Annotated in this window: 9 protein-coding genes and 1 pseudogene; 7 read left to right on the forward strand and 3 right to left on the reverse strand. The window is 51.8% G+C overall.

Features of this window, described 5'->3' with window-relative positions; all coding sequences use genetic code 11:
• The 4 genes and pseudogenes from AC5FRV_RS20555 to AC5FRV_RS20570 form a co-directional block, all read left to right on the forward strand.
• Nucleotides 1–1310: pseudogene (locus AC5FRV_RS20555) on the forward strand (Eco57I restriction-modification methylase domain-containing protein); the annotation flags it as partial.
• A gap of 34 nt (nt 1311–1344) precedes the next feature.
• Nucleotides 1345–2376, forward strand: coding sequence for an endonuclease NucS domain-containing protein (locus AC5FRV_RS20560; RefSeq protein WP_493562951.1), 1032 nt, complete (start codon nt 1345–1347; stop codon nt 2374–2376).
• Nucleotides 2377–2401: 25 nt separating this feature from the next.
• A complete protein-coding gene (locus AC5FRV_RS20565; RefSeq protein WP_493562952.1) occupies nt 2402–2608 on the forward strand; it encodes a DUF8139 family protein in 207 nt (68 codons plus the stop codon).
• A 147-nt stretch (nt 2609–2755) separates the two neighbouring features.
• Nucleotides 2756–3109: a hypothetical protein gene (locus tag AC5FRV_RS20570; protein ID WP_493562953.1), complete on the forward strand. Its 354-nt coding sequence runs from the start codon at nt 2756–2758 to the stop codon at nt 3107–3109.
• Nucleotides 3110–3238: 129 nt separating this feature from the next.
• Here AC5FRV_RS20570 and AC5FRV_RS20575 read toward each other — a convergent pair whose 3' ends face one another.
• Nucleotides 3239–7033 (reverse strand): helicase-related protein, encoded by a 3795-nt coding sequence (locus tag AC5FRV_RS20575; protein WP_493562954.1) that lies wholly within the window; start codon nt 7031–7033, stop codon nt 3239–3241.
• Nucleotides 7034–7965: 932 nt separating this feature from the next.
• Between AC5FRV_RS20575 and AC5FRV_RS20580 the strand changes: the two genes are divergently transcribed.
• From AC5FRV_RS20580 to AC5FRV_RS20590, 3 genes are all read left to right on the forward strand, one after another.
• Entirely contained in the window at nt 7966–10863 is a 2898-nt protein-coding gene (locus tag AC5FRV_RS20580) for an AAA family ATPase (protein ID WP_493562955.1), read from the forward strand.
• 2 nt (nt 10864–10865) lie between these two features.
• A complete protein-coding gene (locus tag AC5FRV_RS20585; RefSeq protein WP_493562956.1) occupies nt 10866–12344 on the forward strand; it encodes a hypothetical protein in 1479 nt (492 codons plus the stop codon).
• A gap of 120 nt (nt 12345–12464) precedes the next feature.
• On the forward strand, nt 12465–13211 hold the full coding sequence (locus AC5FRV_RS20590) for a DUF429 domain-containing protein (RefSeq protein ID WP_493562957.1): 747 nt from the start codon (nt 12465–12467) through the stop codon (nt 13209–13211).
• Between the two features lie 355 nt (nt 13212–13566).
• Here the strand turns inward: AC5FRV_RS20590 and AC5FRV_RS20595 are convergent, their stop codons facing one another.
• On the reverse strand, nt 13567–13830 hold the full coding sequence (locus AC5FRV_RS20595; protein WP_493562958.1) for a hypothetical protein: 264 nt from the start codon (nt 13828–13830) through the stop codon (nt 13567–13569).
• 353 nt (nt 13831–14183) lie between these two features.
• A complete protein-coding gene (locus AC5FRV_RS20600; RefSeq protein ID WP_493562959.1) occupies nt 14184–18029 on the reverse strand; it encodes an Eco57I restriction-modification methylase domain-containing protein in 3846 nt (1281 codons plus the stop codon).
• Nucleotides 18030–18164: the final 135 nt, after the last annotated feature.

Raw genomic sequence — 18164 nt, forward strand, 5'->3', positions numbered from 1 at the left:
AAGACCTCCGTGTTCACCTTCTTGAAGAGACAAATCTTGACGTCTTGGCACTTTTTGAGAATCACGGAATCTTCCAAGATATCCACCCCCAGTACAAGTTTGGCATCATTAAGTTCGCCAATTCATCAACTACAGACCTCGTTCGAACTAAGTTTGAAATTGGTAATGTCGATGTTTTGCGAGACGTTGATTCAAAACTGATAGAAGTAAGTGGGAAAATCCTGAAAGAGTACTCGCCAGAGGCACGTACAGTACCGTATATCCAGTCAGAACAGTATGTTGATATTCTGGACAAGATCACCGAATTCCCCCCGATTGGCGACGATATTGGCGAAAGATGGCGGATGCAACCATATTTGGAGCTAAAAAATGCATATGACCTCGACACAACCGTTGAAACGGAGTCAGAAGGGGAATATCCAGTATTCGGTGGTAGAAACATCTATCAATATATTCCGCACCCCCGACATATGGACGGGTTGGATGGGGTTCGTCTTTGGAGTGTTGAGAGCGATGACCCAGATGTAAGTTCAAAAAGACGAATCCAGAAAAAGAATACGAAGGTTCTGAAGCGGGCACTGTACGATGCTTTCGATGGGACTGGTTCCCAGAAAGGCTTCGTCAATGACCTCCTCGAGGAACATCGAGGTGAACCGCTTTCTATGGATGATGTACGTCTTGATTGTACTACTTACAGAATTGGTTACCGAGACATTGCTCGTTCGACAGACGAACGGACGATGATTGCAACAGTACTACCAAAGGGAGTTGTCTGTACGGAGAAACTCCGTGTAATTCGGCCTTTTGACATTAAACCGAAAAAGGAACACCTCTCTGAGTCCCCCCTGCACAATGTGTACGAACGGGAGTTCACCGACAAAGAGCTTTTTGTAGCAGTAGGGCTCTTGAACAGCGTTCCGTTTGACTTCCTAATGAGAACGAAAGTCGATGTGTCGGTAGTTATGTATAAGTTCCTTGAATCACAGGTACCAAGGCTAACGAAGGGGGACAACTGGTTCCATTACATCGCAGACAGAGCAGCGAAATTGAATTGCCTTGGAGAAGAATTTGAGGAAATGCGCACCAGGTTGGGTGGAATTGATCCAGTTATCGAAGAACCGGAAAGGGAGCGATTACAGGCTGAAATCGACGCTGCTGCATTTCACGCCTACGGATTTGATCGGCGGGAAACTCAGTTTATTCTCGATGACTTCCATCGGGTCTCGAAGGCTCGGAGAATGACTGAGGAATACTTTGATTTGGTTTTTGAGAAGTTTGATCAGCTTGAGCAGGAGGGGCCTTTTGAGTAGGGCCTGAAGAGCAACACATCACTGCGCAACAACAATGGTCTACCACGTCAACGACAAGGGTGTCACCGCGCTCGAACCAACTAGCTTTGATGCTCTCAATCTAACCGAAGCTGAGATTGAAGAGTGGATTATCGAGACACCTTCGTTACTCGGCGAAGACCTACTTGTGGTTGCCTCCCAGTACGCTAAGTTCGACCGGACTACCGAACGTCCCGACGTATTGGCACTCGACTCCGACGGAAAACTCGTGGTAATCGAATTGAAGCGGGACAGCGCCGACGAGACGACTGACCTCCAGGCCATCAAGTACGCTAGCTACTGCTCGACCATCAGCGCTGAGGAACTCCAGCAGGATTACCGGGCTTTCTGGAACAATCGTCGCGACGAGGACAACCAACTGACACCAGAGGCCGTTGGCGAACAATTCAGCGAATTCCTCGGTGAGGACGTCGTCACCACAGAGGACGGCTACGCGGATTTCGTTCTGGATGATCGACCACGGATTTTACTCGCCGCTGGCAGCTTCGGCCCGGAGATCACAACCCCAGTCGTATGGCTCGAACGTGAGTACGGGATGGATATCACCTGCATCGAACTGGACGTCCACCAACGTGACGAGGAGGTTTTCGTCAGTGCCCGACAAGTGCTCCCCATCCCAGAGGCCGAGGAGTACATGGCCAAGCGCCGGCAGAAGGAACGTCAGCAGAGTCGGTCGTCGAGTCGCGCTGAAAGGGCGATCACAGTTCTGCTCGAGGCAGGGCTCGTCAAAGAGGGGGATGTCGTCCTGTTCGACGAGGAAAGCCTACCAGACGATGCTGAGCGGGAGTACGACCCAGAGGACGACTTCTGGCGAGCCCGGATTACTGGGAAGACGGGACGGAGTGACAACGTGGAGTGGCTGGAAAACGGTGCAGAGTACTCATTCACTGCTTTGGCTCAAGAGGTACTCGAACAAGCGACCGGTCGTGAGTTCAACGTCAATGGATACCCGTACTGGCTACACCCAGAACACGAGATGAGCCTGTCTGAACTCCGGCGGTCGAAGGTCGGCGATATTGACTGGTGATTGTAGAGATGCAAAGTGCTGAAATATGGACAGAGTTCGGATCGACATCCCAGATAAGGATGACCCGGACTATCGATACCATTGTGAGCATGGAGAGGTTGTTGACGTAATTCGCGACGATGCAGGTGCTTCCACCAGTGATGAGCGAGACTCGTTCCTCTACCGTATCCAAATAGACTCAGGCGTACAATTGGATCTGCGGTGGCGAGACCTACGGCCTCCGTTTGAATAGATCCGCTTGGCTCTGTTCGAAATTGTATAAAATCGCCCAGATAGAACTGACACTAATACTTTTTGCATAGTATGCTGAACACTGCAACTAGTAATTGGCACACTATGGACTGCGCTCAATTATCCCACCCTACATAGGTGACTATGCATGGGATTAGGTGACCTAGTCAACAACGCGAACCGACCGCTCACGGACGAACAAGCAGCTGCAACCGACGAGGTATTCTACCGGTTTGCTCCGGGGAGTGATTACAGAGACCAAGTCGTAGCCGAGTTCTTGGAACTAGAGCCAATTCCGTTGCACGTCCAGACACGACAACAGAAACTTCCGGTGGAGGTGGATCGAGCACGGCGGGCCATTCGAAACGTCGCCGAGGCGACCAACCGCACGGAATCCAATGTCGAGCAACGAATAAAGCAGGTCTACGATGGCCCGGTTGAGAAAGATTCGGAAATCGCTCGTTTCGCAGCAGATCTGAAGAAAATCGAATCTCAGTTGTAGATACTCACACATAGAGAATTTCACAGAGCTAATGACGAGCATTTTTCCTTTATTGGAAATAGGCGCTGCCCTCAGACACAATAGTCAATGGCTCGCCAGTTAGACGCAAGCTCGGCTGAATAGTGTGACCTACTGGCCGATGACGCCCCAGCAGATGAGCCGAGCCTGGACAGCGCTCTCACCCACAAGAGTGGTCTGATACTCCGCAGACGCTTCGATATTGTCCTCGATGAACGCCTCCAGTTCGATAAGGAACTCCTCAACCGGCCAGTCGCCGAGCGAAGTGTAGTCTGGGTGTTCCCGGAAGGTTTCTCGCAACACTCGATCTTCATCTGTGTGTTTGAGCTTGACTCGGTCCAGCCGGTCGAACAAGGCATTCGTCCACTCTCCGACCGTGTCATGCCCGTCTACAGGGGCGGGCTGGTCGCCGTACTTCGGGAGGATTCTCATCTGCATCATGTCGAGTAGCATCTCCTGCGTGGCTGACTGACCACCGCCGCTAAACACTTCCTCGACCTGCCCTTCACGTATCTCCTCTAACCGCTCGGTGAGATGCTTCTCAATCAACTCCCTGTTCGCCATTACTCTGTCGGTGTTCCCGGAAAGTTGTTCACCTTGTGTTTCCGGTTCGATGCCGAGTGTACCAACGGGCCGCTCCTTCAGATCACCACTGAACGGCTTGTAGTACAACGCTCGCCGTACACGTCCAAGCGGGGCGTCTTCGGGTTCTCCTGTCTCATCATTCTCGAACCACAGATGGACAAGACCAAAGACACCCGGGCGCGGCCCGGTATCGTGGTCCATGGCGTTCGTGTAGAGGAACTCGCGTTCGTCAGTCTGTTCCTCGAAATAGTCCTCCGCGAATTCGAAGTCCTCTGAAGAGAGTCCATAGTCGTCGTTCAGCTCTTCTTTGAGTAGCACACGTTCGAATGCCGCGTTTTCGTCACTCCCAGCGTTTCGTAGCAGCGGGTTCTTCGAGGTGTCGTCCAGCTCGTTGTAGTCGGTCACCTCACGGGATTCTCGAATCGACGACTCGATCTCCTCAATCTCCAGTTCTCCGATCGTCTTCTCCGTCTCGACTCCTGCCTTCTCAAGCACCGCATCTTCGTTCGGGTCAAGGATGTTGTTCTCTTTTCCGACAATAAGTGCAATGTCGTTGATCTTCGCCTGCAAGCGCTGGAGAAGCTTGATTGCGGCCTCTATGTCTCCGTCTGGATAGAAATTATGTACGTACTTGTCCGCGGTCGATCCGATACGGTCGATGCGACCAACACGCTGGACGATTCGCATGGGGTTCCATGGCAGGTCGTAGTTGATGACCACTGAGATGTCCTGAAGGTTCACACCCTCGCTGAGGGTGTCTGTCGCGACCACGTACTGCAACTCTGTCTCGTCACTCTCGGCTAACGTCTGCTGATATCCTGACGCCTCTGGTGCGAACCGTTTAATGATGTCTTGCTTGTTCTCGTCACCGCCCTTCACGACTGCACTGTTCTCCAACGTCATGGGGGACGAGTCGTCGTCGACGAGTGTCCGGTGGACGTAGTCTGCGGTCGCGCGGTACTGGGTAAAAATGAGTACCTTCTGGTCGTATCCGTTCAAGACCTCGGCCAGCCGGTCGATCTTGGGATCACGGAACTCTCGGAGCGCGAATACCGCTTTGTAGAAGTCCAGCGTGGCGCCGTCGGCTTCGCTTAAATCGTGCTGGGGATAGAGGATAGGGCTCGGGTCGTCTTCGGGCACATCTGGAAGAACTGCTGCACCGTGATCAGCGAGCCACTGTTCCAGTTCGACCTCCAGATCGGCGATCGATCCGGAGTCGCGGGCTACACGGCCGATGAACCGGGAGAGGAAGTACGCAAGGAGCGTCAGGTCTTCGCGAATGTACGTTTTCACCTCTCCCACCGTGGCATCGGCTAGTTCGTCGTCTGCGTCGCCTCCATCTGCCTGAAGGGCACCACTGTCGAATCCGAACTCTTCGAGCGTTTGCTCTAGGTCTTCAGCTGCGTCCGCTCCCTCAACGAAATCCTCTAATGTCGTTCCCGCTCCATCGCCACCGATTGTACGGAGTACATCGATATCTTCGTCCTCGGGGAGTCCGTCAAGGAATCCAAGGAGTGAACGTTCACTCTCGTGTAACGTCTGAATTGATTGGACGAAGGCGTACGTGGATGATTCGAGGCGTTTCAGCAGGTTTAGTTTGTACAGTGCTTTCAACGTCCCGCCTGCCTGTGGATTTTTGATTGTAATATGTGGGAGGTGGAGTGCATCCATCACGTCCGGGAGCATACGATAAATGGGCTGGTAGGCGGGTGGGAGGGAGTACTGCTCCTTGTTGAGCTCTGGCGGCTTGAAGCTCATATCGAATTCATCTTGATCGGTCAGCGTCTCCTTGACGTGTTTTCGAGTTCGGAGCACCATCACCTCGTTGAGTATCTCAGAAATCTCGTCCGAGTGGCGCTTGAGCTGCTCTGTCATCTGGCGCTGGTCCTCCTCAGAGGCTTCGTCTTTCCCGGCAGCAATCCGCTTACGCTCCGCAGCGAGGTCGATGTATTCGTCAAAGGCACTGAATTTCAGCGATGCCTTGTTCATCAGCTCGTTTTCATCGGTGAACAACCCGATGAGATTCTTGAGGTCGGTAGCTGAATTATTGATTGGCGTCGCAGTCAGCATTATTATCGTGTTATTCCGGAGGAGGCGAACGTTCGCATGCCGACGCGTTCCTTTGTAATCGTCGTCGTCAACCGGATCTGGATTCCACTTCCCGTGATTTCGGAACCGGTGAGCTTCGTCGATGAGTACTACGTCAAACCGGTCGTCCAGAGCGTTCACCTCCTCATATGTGAGGTTCTGGAATTTGCTGATACTCATGACCTGCAGGTGTTCTCCATCCACTTCGAGGCCGAAGAATGGGTCTCCGTCTTCATCTGTCGTTTCTTGGAGGAGGTCGCGCCACTGGCCAGTTAGATTGGCCGGAACGATGAGGAGACACCGGTCACCTTGTTCTCGATAATCGTAAAGGAGTTCGCTCCCGATGAACGACTTGCCTAAACCGACCGAATCGGAGATTATGCAGCCATCGTACTGTGAGAGCTTCGTCTTTGCACTCTCGTATCCGAGTGTCTGGAAGTAATAGAGTGGGCTATCACGGATACTGACGTTCCCGTTCAGTTCGTCATAGGCGAGAAGCTTGTACATCTCGAAGGGCTCGATAAACGTACCCAGCTCTGTATCGATGTCACCGCCTCCCTTCTGTTTCTGCCATTTTTTGTAGCGCTCGCTGTTCTCGATGATACTGACTATTTCCTCGCTGAAATCCTCTGCATTCGCCCACTGGTTGTCGTACCAGTCCTCGAATGCCTCTCCATCGCCTCGTTCTTTGCTGGTGAGATTGAGTTCGATGTTGTGGCGTTGCCCGCTCTGTGAGAAGTTCGATGACCCCACAATGGTAGTTACCTCGCGACGGTCAGTGTCACCTTCGCGAACGCTGGGGTCATCAACCGCTTCGCGGAAGCACGCACCCTTGGCATGAAAGTACCCCTGCTCTGGATTACGGACTCTGACGTCGACGATATCGTTGGCGATGAAGTCCCGCAGCCTATCCAATCGCTCCACTTGGGCGTTGTTCAGGCTCTGAATATCGTCCTTCAATTCTCGTTGAAACTGATCGAAGAGACTCTTCCCTTCGCTGATTTCGTCTGCTGTGGATTGATTGGTCTTCCGCCCCATCAGAATACGGAACGGGGCGTGATCCATCCCGTCCGGATCCCGCAAATTCTCCAGATCGTCTTTTATTAAATCGAACCCGGAAACATAGAAGTACCCGGTAGAAATTCTGATCTCCTCACTTCCAGGAATGACCTGTTTGAAAGTATCCTCAAGCGTACGGCCACTGTTGTCGACGAGAGGATCGAGTCCAGCCATTGGGTATGTTACTGTCTATCGGTATGTGTGTTGAATACTTCGCTACGACGAAAATCTAAATCTGGGAGTGATTTCTTCAGTGGTGTCGATCGCTCGGGGAGAGATAGTAACTTCTACAGCTCAGAAAAAACCATTGTAGTGGGATACAACGATTTGGATCCTGACTGTAGATAGTATATCCATGTCGGATGCCGAATATCATGCTGCATGATAGCGGTGATTTCGTCGAGATGGGTGCCTTCCGCATTATCCGATTGGCCTACATTTGAACGCCCCCTCCTTGGAATATAATCCCGCGACACAGATTCACGCGGGGGTAGGCACCGGGAAACGACGGTTCTGCCTTCACCCCCTCGCCGAACGCGTGCACTGCCACCGAGCACACGGTGTAGTCACCTACTCCGTGGAAGTCCGGATGTCACTCCGGCGTCGAGACACTTCCCCATCGCGTCGCTCCAGGATCTGTCCGGAGCAGCGTCCGAGATAACCAGCGCGTTTCGTGAGCTTCAGTGGAGCGCTCATCTGCGTGATTTCGCCCGAGGTGGCCACTACCACGCAATTCGGCGTGGAATAGAGAGCTATGAATGGCACGTAACCATCAGAGACAGCGGACGCCGAGGTGCACTGGAGGAGAATCTCCGCGACCAGCGTCTTGAAGGCATTACCTTTGGATTTGTACAAGGGCAAGCCGTGTCATCTGTTCTCCTGATGCCAGTCGAAGAGAGTGGAAACGAAGGCACGACTGGTCTGAAGAGGCATATGACGTCCTACCGTACTATCACGGAAATACGTCCGGGGGTAGAGGCCGACCGGCCAGAGCGTGAGTTACAGATGCAGTTTTTACTTGCTGTTTAGGTTTGCATGGCATGATTCTGATTTAGCTACCATCTCATGCGATACTACTTTCTGAGCTCGTGAAAATTGAGGAGTAGATGGAAGACAACTCGGACTGTTCTCCCTTTGACGTGGTAAACGTCTGGGCCATTGGAACGAACGATGGATGGAGTGAGTACCACGACGCGGGACTCATCGCTCTTGGTTGGGATAGTGATGACCCGAGTATGGCTGGTGTATCTGACCCCGATGACGTTGCAGAGCGAAGCCCCAGCCGGGATGCTCCCGTCAATGGGAATTCACGGGAGCAGTTCCTCTATCGATTCGTCGACAAAATTGAGGTTGGCGACATTGTAATCGCCAAATCTGGAGTCGACACTCCTCAAGGCATTGGTATTGTTGCCAGCGAGTATGAGCATGACCAGGATCTCCCAGTCGGGGATAGCTCAGATTGTCACTTCCGACGTATCAACTGGCAAGTTAACCTCGACGACCTTGATAATGGGCTAACGCTCGAGGATAACCTCTTTGAACAGAACACCGCAGTAACGAAAAAACAGAGTTCATTCGAGGAACTGCAGAAGAAGCTAGAAGCCGACGATTCACTCGAATCTCGAAAAGCAAGCACTCATCTGAGTTCTGTGCCAAATCTGGCAGCAGCGAAGAAAACTCATTGTGTTAGACCAAACGAAGCAAATTCTGTACCTCAAGGGGTCACACAGCTATACGAGAACTATGGCTCCGGCGACGCTTTTCTCGACAATTTGCATGGTTCCGTGGGGTCACCACTTTCAGAGGAAGAACGGAACGAGGTAGCAGAGGCACTCGAGAAGCTTCCAGATGTGCGGAATCAAGTCCGGTGGGCACTCGAGGCAGAACACCTAACCGCTTGGTGTACAAAGAACTCACGAGAATTCCACTCAATCCAGTCGGGTGACTGGATTGCACATATCTCTGGGAAAGGGACTTCTTCGGTTGAGTATCTCCAACGTGCTGATATAGTTCTTGATGACCTCCCGAAGCCAGTTCGTGAGGAAATCGCAGAATCCCTCCATGGAAGTGAGAGGTATAGCGATATTATCTTTTCTACAACTCCGGTTTTAGAACCAGATATCACACGATCGCAATTCAGGGAAGAGATCCGAGAGTTTGCCAATGCAGGCGATATTTCACCCCATCTATATGATATTTCAGGGATGTTCCAGCAGGTGAATTTTAAGATTTCTCTAAAGGGAGGGGGTGCAAACACAATTCTCGAAAACCTATTCGGAGAGCTTGGTCAAACTAGACCAGCCGTTCCATCATCTGAGGACGCCTCATTGTGGACCCCGGCCGGCCTAAGGGGAACTCATAACACCTCAAACCTCGAGCCCATACAAGACGCCCTCCAGGAGAGCAGCTCACAGTTTCTCCTCACGATAAATTCTGGCGAGTATAGCGACGAGATATCCAATGAGTACCACTTCAAGGAAGGTATCCCAGGATATGATCAGCTCAAAACAGCCATTGAGCGGTCAGAAGAAGTGCCGTTTGCCGCCCTTGAGCAGCAAGAGGACTTCTGGGCAATCGTTGCAGCTGGTACACTAGGTGATGTCCAGCTTAAGACAATAAATGAAGATGGAGAGAAAGAATGGGTCGCGAAAACCAGGCGTCTTGAGTGGATTGAGCCGATCGACCTCGAGGCCGTTAATCCCCTCATTGACAAAGGAGAGATCTGGCGACGTGGCATTAACGAGCTGTCGCAGCAGGAACTTGCCGTGATCTTCGATTGGCATCACGGCTCTGGTGTTCGGGCGGTGGAAGAAATCTCAGAGTCCGACAGAGCTGATCTTCTAAAGGAGGCATTCGCACATCTCATTGCAGGACGGAATATCGTCTTCTACGGGCCACCAGGTACAGGGAAAACCCATGCGGCAAAGCAGCTGAGCAAAGCCATCTGCGGCCAGCATGCCCTCACAATCGAGACAGCAAATGCTGAATGGACAAACTACGACATGGTCGGGGGCTGGGCACCAGGCCCAGCAGACACCCCGAGAGAAGTCGATAATGATGCCTCGGACTGGCATCCCGAGCAGGGTATCATCACGGGGGTCGCAAAGGACTGTGCAGAGAGCCTCGATAATTCGGCCCGACCTAGCTGGTTGCTCATCGACGAGCTGAACAGAGCAAACCTCGACCAAGCCTTCGGTGACGTCTTCACACTGCTTGACCTCGAGTACCGGGCCAGCAAAGCCCTCGAGTACGCAAACGAGACGCAACCCCTGCCGTACGCGTTCCGCATTCTGGCGACGCAGAACACCTACGACTTGGCACAGTTGTTCTCACTTGGGTATGCATTCCGTCGACGATTCGCTTTCCTCGAAGTTCCCTCACAGCTTGGATCGAGTGGCTCGACCTCTGTCAAACCGAGCGAGTACACCGTGCCGAAAATTGATGCCAGTGAGGCTCTTGAATCGGTCTCTGCGTCAGATGTGAAGGCGGTTGCCTCATGGGCAGCAGATCGTCTGAACTACGCCGAGCAGGATGAGCATCAGACGGAGGGCGCGCCAGAGGTCGATCCACGGGCCCTCTATCCCCAGTTCGCGAGCAATCCTCGAATCAACGAGGGCCTCAAGACCGTTCTGGAGAGTGACATGGGGCTCGAGGGAGATAACTTCATCCGTGCTGTTCTAGCGCTGTCCAATGCAGCCACCGAGCATGAAGTGATTGAGGTCGGGCGAGCCATCGTTATGGACGTCGTCGCTTACGTTCTTGCGTATGAACTGGCATTCCCTAATGAGGCGGACCAGGAAACCGTTGATCAGGCCTGCTGTGCGTACCTAGTCCCCCAGTTCGAAAATGTCATGAGTGACCTTCGACAGGCAGACGCCCTCAGCCAAGACGACAAGATCGAGAGCGAGTTCAAGAAGATTATCGTTCTCGCAGAGAATTTGGGCCTCTCCGAAACTGCCAGCCGACTGGAGGACGCACTCGACTCGCACTCTATCCTTGGTTGACCATGACCACCTTTGAGACCTACACGTGGAACCGAGTGCAGGATCGACCGGAGCTAGATAGCGACCAGCAATCCCATCTGAACAAGCGAGTCAACCTCGTAGTCAGCGCAATTAAAAAATCGCTGAAAGCCAGAGATGATGCTGGTGAGCGGACGGAACGCACTGGTTCTGGACGATTTGTTGAACCAGCAGATGGCGATGCTCTGACAATTGATGAAGACCCTCCAGAGTACAAAGAGGGCTCGCTGGATCCGAAAAGTTGGGTCGGTGAGCTGACGCCCGCTGTGGAGATTCTTCCCCGAGATTACCGGAGCAATGGGCAGAAGCTTAGCAAGGACCAGTACTTACAGATAGCGAATGAAGTCCAAGATTGGGCTGAGATTATTGGCCCCAGCACAATCAGCGCGGCACTTCCGTTGAATCCGGACGTGCTGCTCGACCGCTACGCGCAAATTGCACCGATTAGCAACGCCCTGATTGAGCAGACTGAGGCACTATTGGCTCAACGTCCACCCGTCGAGGTGGAGCGCAACGAGCGGCATGGCCCGGAGCCACGCGGCCGGATTAAGCCCAACCAGACGATGCGGAAGGCTGCTCAGCGTTCAGGAGAAGTGGTGTCCACAGAAGTGAATTTCACACCGGACACGCTTCAGAACAGGCTCCTAGTTCGATTCCATGCGGAGCTGGCTGGCAAAATGGTCCAGATCTCCGAAGCGTACCCGCAGTACGGTGAGATGTTTGACAGCCAGCTCTCCTACCACCAACATCTACTCGAGCAACGTATTTTCAACAAGCTGCGCGACGTCGCTCTCGAAACTGACTTCACTGATGCTGCGGTGTTGTCTCAGCTGCGAGACCAAGCTGACCAATCATTTCAAGCCATCGTGGACCTATGGGAGGCATATCTCCAAAATGCCAACCTTGAACTCGCGCTAGCGAAGAATTTCACGTCCGCTCTGAAGCCGCTCAGCAACACCTACGAACTCTGGTGCTTGCGGCTCTTACTTGAGGTTCTTTCGGATTTGACCGGCCAGCAACCCACTCAGCGACTGCAAAGCACGTATGATTTCCCTGGTGATATCACCCTTCATTATAACCAATCTGGTGATCGGCCGCGGAGGAGCAAAGATCAATCAGGATTAGTAAGTCAGTACTTCAGGACAGAACTCAACTTGGGCCACGGGAGTGGGTTCCCTGACTTTGCAATCACACAGGAGGGAGATGGGCTCTGGGTCGCAGATGCCAAGTTCAAGCACCAGAAGAAGCTTGATGATCACCGGCAGGTGCTGGCATATGCTGTGGACCTGCTCAGACCAAGCGAGGATGCAACTGCCGCCTTGCTCTATGGCAGCACCGAAGTTGCCGAGACTGAAGGAGAAGTAAGAGAGTACACGTTCATCCGCCGTAGCATCCATCCTGACGCGCGCCTCGACCCTCAGACGACGTTATCAAAGCAGCTCAAATCAGCTCTCAGCCTTTGAGGGGCTTATTCAAGCCGGCTGCTGAGTCATGGAGTTCACGGCATTCTATCTCCATAAAATACTCCGACGGAAAAACCCACACCATGAACTTTCATCCAACTCGGCCGAGGGCTCTGAGACATGTATGTCGGCGTCGATGGCTGCTCCGAAGGCTGGATTGCAATCACCTACACGGACGAAGGGTACAGCGGTGCTGATTTCTACGAGAAGATAGAAGCGCTCTGGGCAGCACACGACAATGCCAAGCAAATTCTCGTAGATATCCCGATCGGCCTCCGAGAGCGCACAGGCAACCCGCGGCCATGTGATTCTGCCGCGCGGGAGTTTCTGAAACCAGACCGATACCGGAGCGTATTCACTCCACCAATTCGTGCTGCAACGAGGGAAGGATCCTATGAGGACGCGAAACGCGTTCAAGAGGAGCAGACAGATAGGAGCTTGAGCCGGCAAAGCTGGGGGATCACCCCGAAAATCGCCAACATCGACCAGCTTCTCCGTGACACACCACCTGCGAGGGACGTATTCCGAGAATCCCACCCAGAGGTCTGCTTTGCAGCATTCGCCGACGGGCCGATGCCTCACTCCAAAACTAGTGGCGGCGCCAGCGCCTACTGGGAGCGCGTCAGAGCCCTCCAAGCAATTGACTCTGATATCATTTCACACCTCAAATCAGCTGGACTCTCGGAGGATGCCCATCGAGCTGATAACGGTGATTTCGTTGACGCGTTCGCGCTCGCGCTAACTGCCCGTGGCGATGCAGATGACCTCAGGACACTACCTGAGAAGGTCGAGACCGATAAGAGAGATCTCCCAATGCAGATCGTCTACTGTCCCGACCCGGAGCTGGTGACCGATGGTGAGGACTGACTGTCCGGTAGCGAGTCAACCTCGCCAAGTTGTTCTTTTTGGAGTCTGCGTGAATCGTTCCGAGCAGCGCCAGTCCAGCGTCCTCTGGCCTGTGGTTGTCGAAAGAATGTCGCCACCGTGGTTCACGATGAGCGAACTCGTGGCCGCACAGCGGGCACTCTTGTCCAAACATGCCAATCGGGTCATCATATCGAATCGGGCAGATCTTCCAAAAAATTGAAGCAGAAAACAGAAGATGGTTTCCCGTTAGAAATACCTCCAAGACACGAACTGCCCACAGTGGTTCTGAAACGAGGCTGAAGGAGGCCACGAGACCCATCGATTGGCGCTCGTACCAAGGTCTAATTTTAGCCGCCTAATCGTGACCCACTGAACACCTGCGTTCATACTCGATTGGAAGATTCTCGTCGCCCAGGACTTCCGCGATCTCCGCCGGCGTCACGTTCCCCTTCTCACAAGCGAGCTGCATGAGCTCCTCGATGGCGCCGTTCGGGTATGCTCCCGTTCCACCGGCCATCGCGAGGTAGTAATCGGCTGCGACGTCAAGGGCACCGCTCTTCGTGTTCTCGCCGGTCGCTTCCTGGAGGTATTCGAACCGTCGTTCCCGTCGGTCGTTCATTCGGAGACGCATGATTGTGCACACGCCCCCCGAGATTCTAGTTTTTTCGACTCACTGAAACACGGTTGGTACTTAAAGAGCGGACGAAAGCGAACAGAGTGCCTGATCAACCAGACCGATATGGGTGCTTTGCTCGGTTATATTGCACACGCCGATCGATGGGGTGTGTGCAAAATCGGGAATTGATTTCTCTCGACGCGCAAGTGCCAACAAATATCGAAACAGTCGTGAGCATCTTCCATTTAGGAATGGCCACCTCGCTGAAATCGGAGATGCCTTCAGAAAAACGGAGCCGGTGGAATTTCCTCAGTTCCAATTCACCAACGTCGTATTAAAGAGGAAGACTGGTCTTTTTACGCGATTTCGTCGTACTTTTTGAGCACAAGACCGAAGTATTCGTCATCTCGAATCCGTGGATTTTGTACGCGATGATATTGCTCAACGACAAATGCGGCCTGTTCTCGTTGCATCCGGTACGCATGCATCGCAGCTGCGTCAATCTCTGCTTGTAACTTACGACGCTCGGTCTCAGACGTTGCTGGGTCAATGCCACCGAGTCGTTCCCGCATCTCTTCAAACTCATCACCATAGCAATTCAACCGAGCAGCTCTTGTCCAAATGAACTCGAACCATTCGTCACCACTGGTTAAATCAGGGAGTTGGGTCTCCTCGAAGCTGTACATTGGTATGCTATTGTCGATTTTACGTCGGATAAGGAAATCAAACGGAAGACTGTTCATAAGACCGAGAGCGGTGAACAACTCTTCGTCTGTGAATACCCGCTCGTAGACTCCATGAAGAGGAGATTCGGATAGATCTTCTTCAGACACTGAGATCTCAAATGGATCGCAAACGTAGAAACTATAGTCACACACCGGCCCAGGCGGTACCACAGCTGATATCATAGTCCGTTCGTCAGTCCCACGAGCGACCCGCCGGAAGCCTAGTCGATACGTGGTGGATGGCAACAGTACGTCCCATTCAGACAGCTGTTTTCCACGAGCTTCTTCAAGCCGTTCGTTTACGTATCCGACCATCGACCCAGAGCCACCAAGTTGGTTGTAAATGGATTTCTTCAGACCTGAGAGTCTCTTCTCTCTGATTCTCCATTTGCCACTACGTTCCTTGTCGACATCTTCGTCGACACTCCATTGGAAAGGCGGATCTAGATCGATGAAGGTATTATCGTGATTGTAACTATAGAAGTTCCTTCCAGTCAGAATTTCGTAGTCGCATCCATCCGGTTCATCAAAGAACCGTTCTTTATCGCTCGTTTTGTGCAAAGGATAGAAAGGATCGGCATACCAATTCCTGTCTTTATCACCGACAGCAGGATGTTGCACAGCCATACGAAGCATCCCAACGTCTTCCTCTGATTGAATCCGCGGGAACAGCATCGAACTTGGTGCAAAATTTGTGAGAACCTGTCGCGGGATATCGATTAAATCCTCTGTGTTCTGCAAGATGTTGAGGTCACGGTGCTGGAAAATCCCCCTAAGTACATCTGCTTCACCACGGTTCTCGAATGTCAAAACACCAAAGTTATAGCGGTTGTCGATGTCATCGAATATTCCATGATTCTCGAAGGAGACTAGCGTATCAACGGTAGTCTCATTTAGCAGGTGTTGACGAAGCGTCTTAGTCGGGGCTCCGTGAAAGATACGCCCAGGAAGAACCTGCGCAACGTATCCGTCATCCCTTGCTATCTCGAACACACGCTCAAAGAACAAGGATGATAAATCGTTCTCGGTTCGTTGTGTTCGCCCACCGATCTGTGCACTTTGCATTTGGAATGAACCACCATTGTAGAATTGCGATTGAATCTCTATGCCTTCCTCATACTCATCCCAGGCCTTAGACACATCATCCCGTTCCAAAAGTTCCTCCATACGATCATCTTTATTATCACCACGTAGCGACCGGAAGTCTGGATCATATCGTGAGAAGAAATCCTCACGGTTCGGCTTAATCCGTTCCCACGGCGGGTTCCCAACAATAACATCAAATCCGCCATCAGCATACACCTCTGCAAATTCTAATACCCAATTGAACGGATCGAACTCTTCAACCTTGGTGCGTGAAATATTCGTCACGCCCGCATTGTGGAAATCATGCTGGAGCTTCGGAACAAGCTCCTCTCGGGCGTTTTCAAGATATTCGATCGCCTTCTTCCGATGTTTCTCTGCTTGCTCAGGGAACCCTTCAGCATCTTCGTATTTTTCAATTTGTTCGATAATGTTGTTGTATCGGTCTCTAACACTTTGTTTGCTGTATTTTCCAAGCGTGTAGGAGTCTTTCTCATCGGCTTCTTCCGGAAATCCAGTATACCCAATGAGACTATTCCCTTGTCGAAGGTTGAACGCGATATTCGGAAGGGCCAGCTCACCAACGTCTAATTCATCCACGTCTTCCTCGGTAATCTCGGCGATAATTGATAACCAAAGCCTCAACTTCCCGATCTCAACTGCTGGGCCGACAATGTCGACACCATAGATATTGTTTTGAACGGTGGTTTTCTTTAGTCGATATTCATTGGGATAGGCATCATTCTGAGCGTATATCGCCTTCCGGACAGAAACAATCTCCTCAAGAACGCTGGTCAAGAAGTGGCCACTACCCATCGCAGGGTCAACAACGCGAAGCTCATCAAGCTCTTCAAGTAGCGGGCCAAGTACAGCCATATCGGCTGGGAGTGCTTCAATTAGACTATAGATGGTGTCATAGCGGTCGAATGTTTCGTCTGGCCAGCCGAGTTCTTCCTGTACGATAGGCTGGAACCGGTCGTAAAGAGCCGGTCGAACAGTTCGTTCTGCACTGAAGCGTGTAATCTCACTTGGGGTGTAGTATGCACCGAGTTCTTTGTTTTTGTCTGCGGGGTCTCCAGTGAGATAATTGATTGTTTTCTCGAAGACGTTCCCGAGAACACTTGGATCAAGATCGTATGGCCCACCATCGGCGGAGAACGCATACTTTTCGAGAAGATCAATGATTGAATTGAGGACACTATTGTTGATGTCGAAATCCCGTTCCTCGATGTCGTGGTCTTCGCTAAGTACTGGCCGAAACAATCCGCCATTCAGATATGGAATATCCTTGAATTGAGAAAGGTTGTCGACGTACTCAGACCGTTCTTCCGGACGCTGATTCATTACGTCAAAGAACAGCGTTTCCACGAATGTCTTGTACAATGACTGGGGGTAAGCACCGTTCTCGTAGGTTTGTTTGAGATCGGCTAAGAGATCAGATTGTACGATACCTTTGTCTTCAAGGAACTTTACAAAGAGAAGACGGTTCATTGTCTTTACAGCGAATAGCCGGTTATCATCACCGGTTGCTGCTTCTGGAGCTTCAACACCATCACCTACAAGCGAACGATCAGAACGTACATCCCCGCCTTGTCGGACACCAAAGACGACCTGGATATACGTGTCGTAGAAATCATCGGTGATGTCCTGCTGTGTCTGCTTGATAACCTCTCGAGCGTCAGTGGCAATAGAAACGAAGTTATCGTGCTGGAATGTACGAAGGAACTCCTCCAAGGTTGCACGACTACCTGCTTCGACTACGGTTATGGGGTCGTCACGCGAACCAGTCTGATTAAGAAACAGAGTGAGGCAGATATCAGATAGGTCTATCGTCTTGATGCGATCGTGGTTATAGGTGTCAGGGTCATACCGAATGAATACCCACCGAAAGCCATCTGTTGCAAATCCGAAATCACTCTCGAATTCACGTTGACCAAGCCAGTCTTCAACTTGAGAGATACCGTGTCCTCGAGTATCGAGGGGCTTGTTAATGGGTTCTGCTTCAATCAGTAGTTGCTTAGAATCAATAGAACTGTACTCGTCAAGTGGAATTGAGTAGTCAGCAATACGACTGCGATCTTCTGAGGCACCACTGACTTCTGTTGTCCAGTTATCGTGCCCAAGCGCCGTCATTAGCGGCTGTATGACTGCTTGTTGGGTGAGTGGTTCCGGGTCTTGATTGTTAGTAGAGAAACTGCCTTTTATGCCGTTTTTTCCAGATTCTCTTCGTAGAACCGCTTCAAGAAGATCATCTGTATCGAAACGATTCCGAAGATCACTGACAACAGCATCCAGCGCTTGAATAATTTTGTTGATTTCCTCGTCAGTAACACTGGTTTTGAATGCACTCTCAACGAATTCTGCTTGAGAAGAGTCTTCCTGTGCTGGCCTCATTGAGAATCACTCCCGGAGAAGATTGCCAAATTCATTACTGAGCGTTACTCCTGTCTATGGTGGGATAAAGACTGGGCAATTCACGGCGGGGATGATGTTACTCCAACGTTAACCACTCAACTTTTGCTCCCCGCT

It is taken from the genome of Halomicrobium sp. HArcel3 (genome assembly GCF_058933135.1).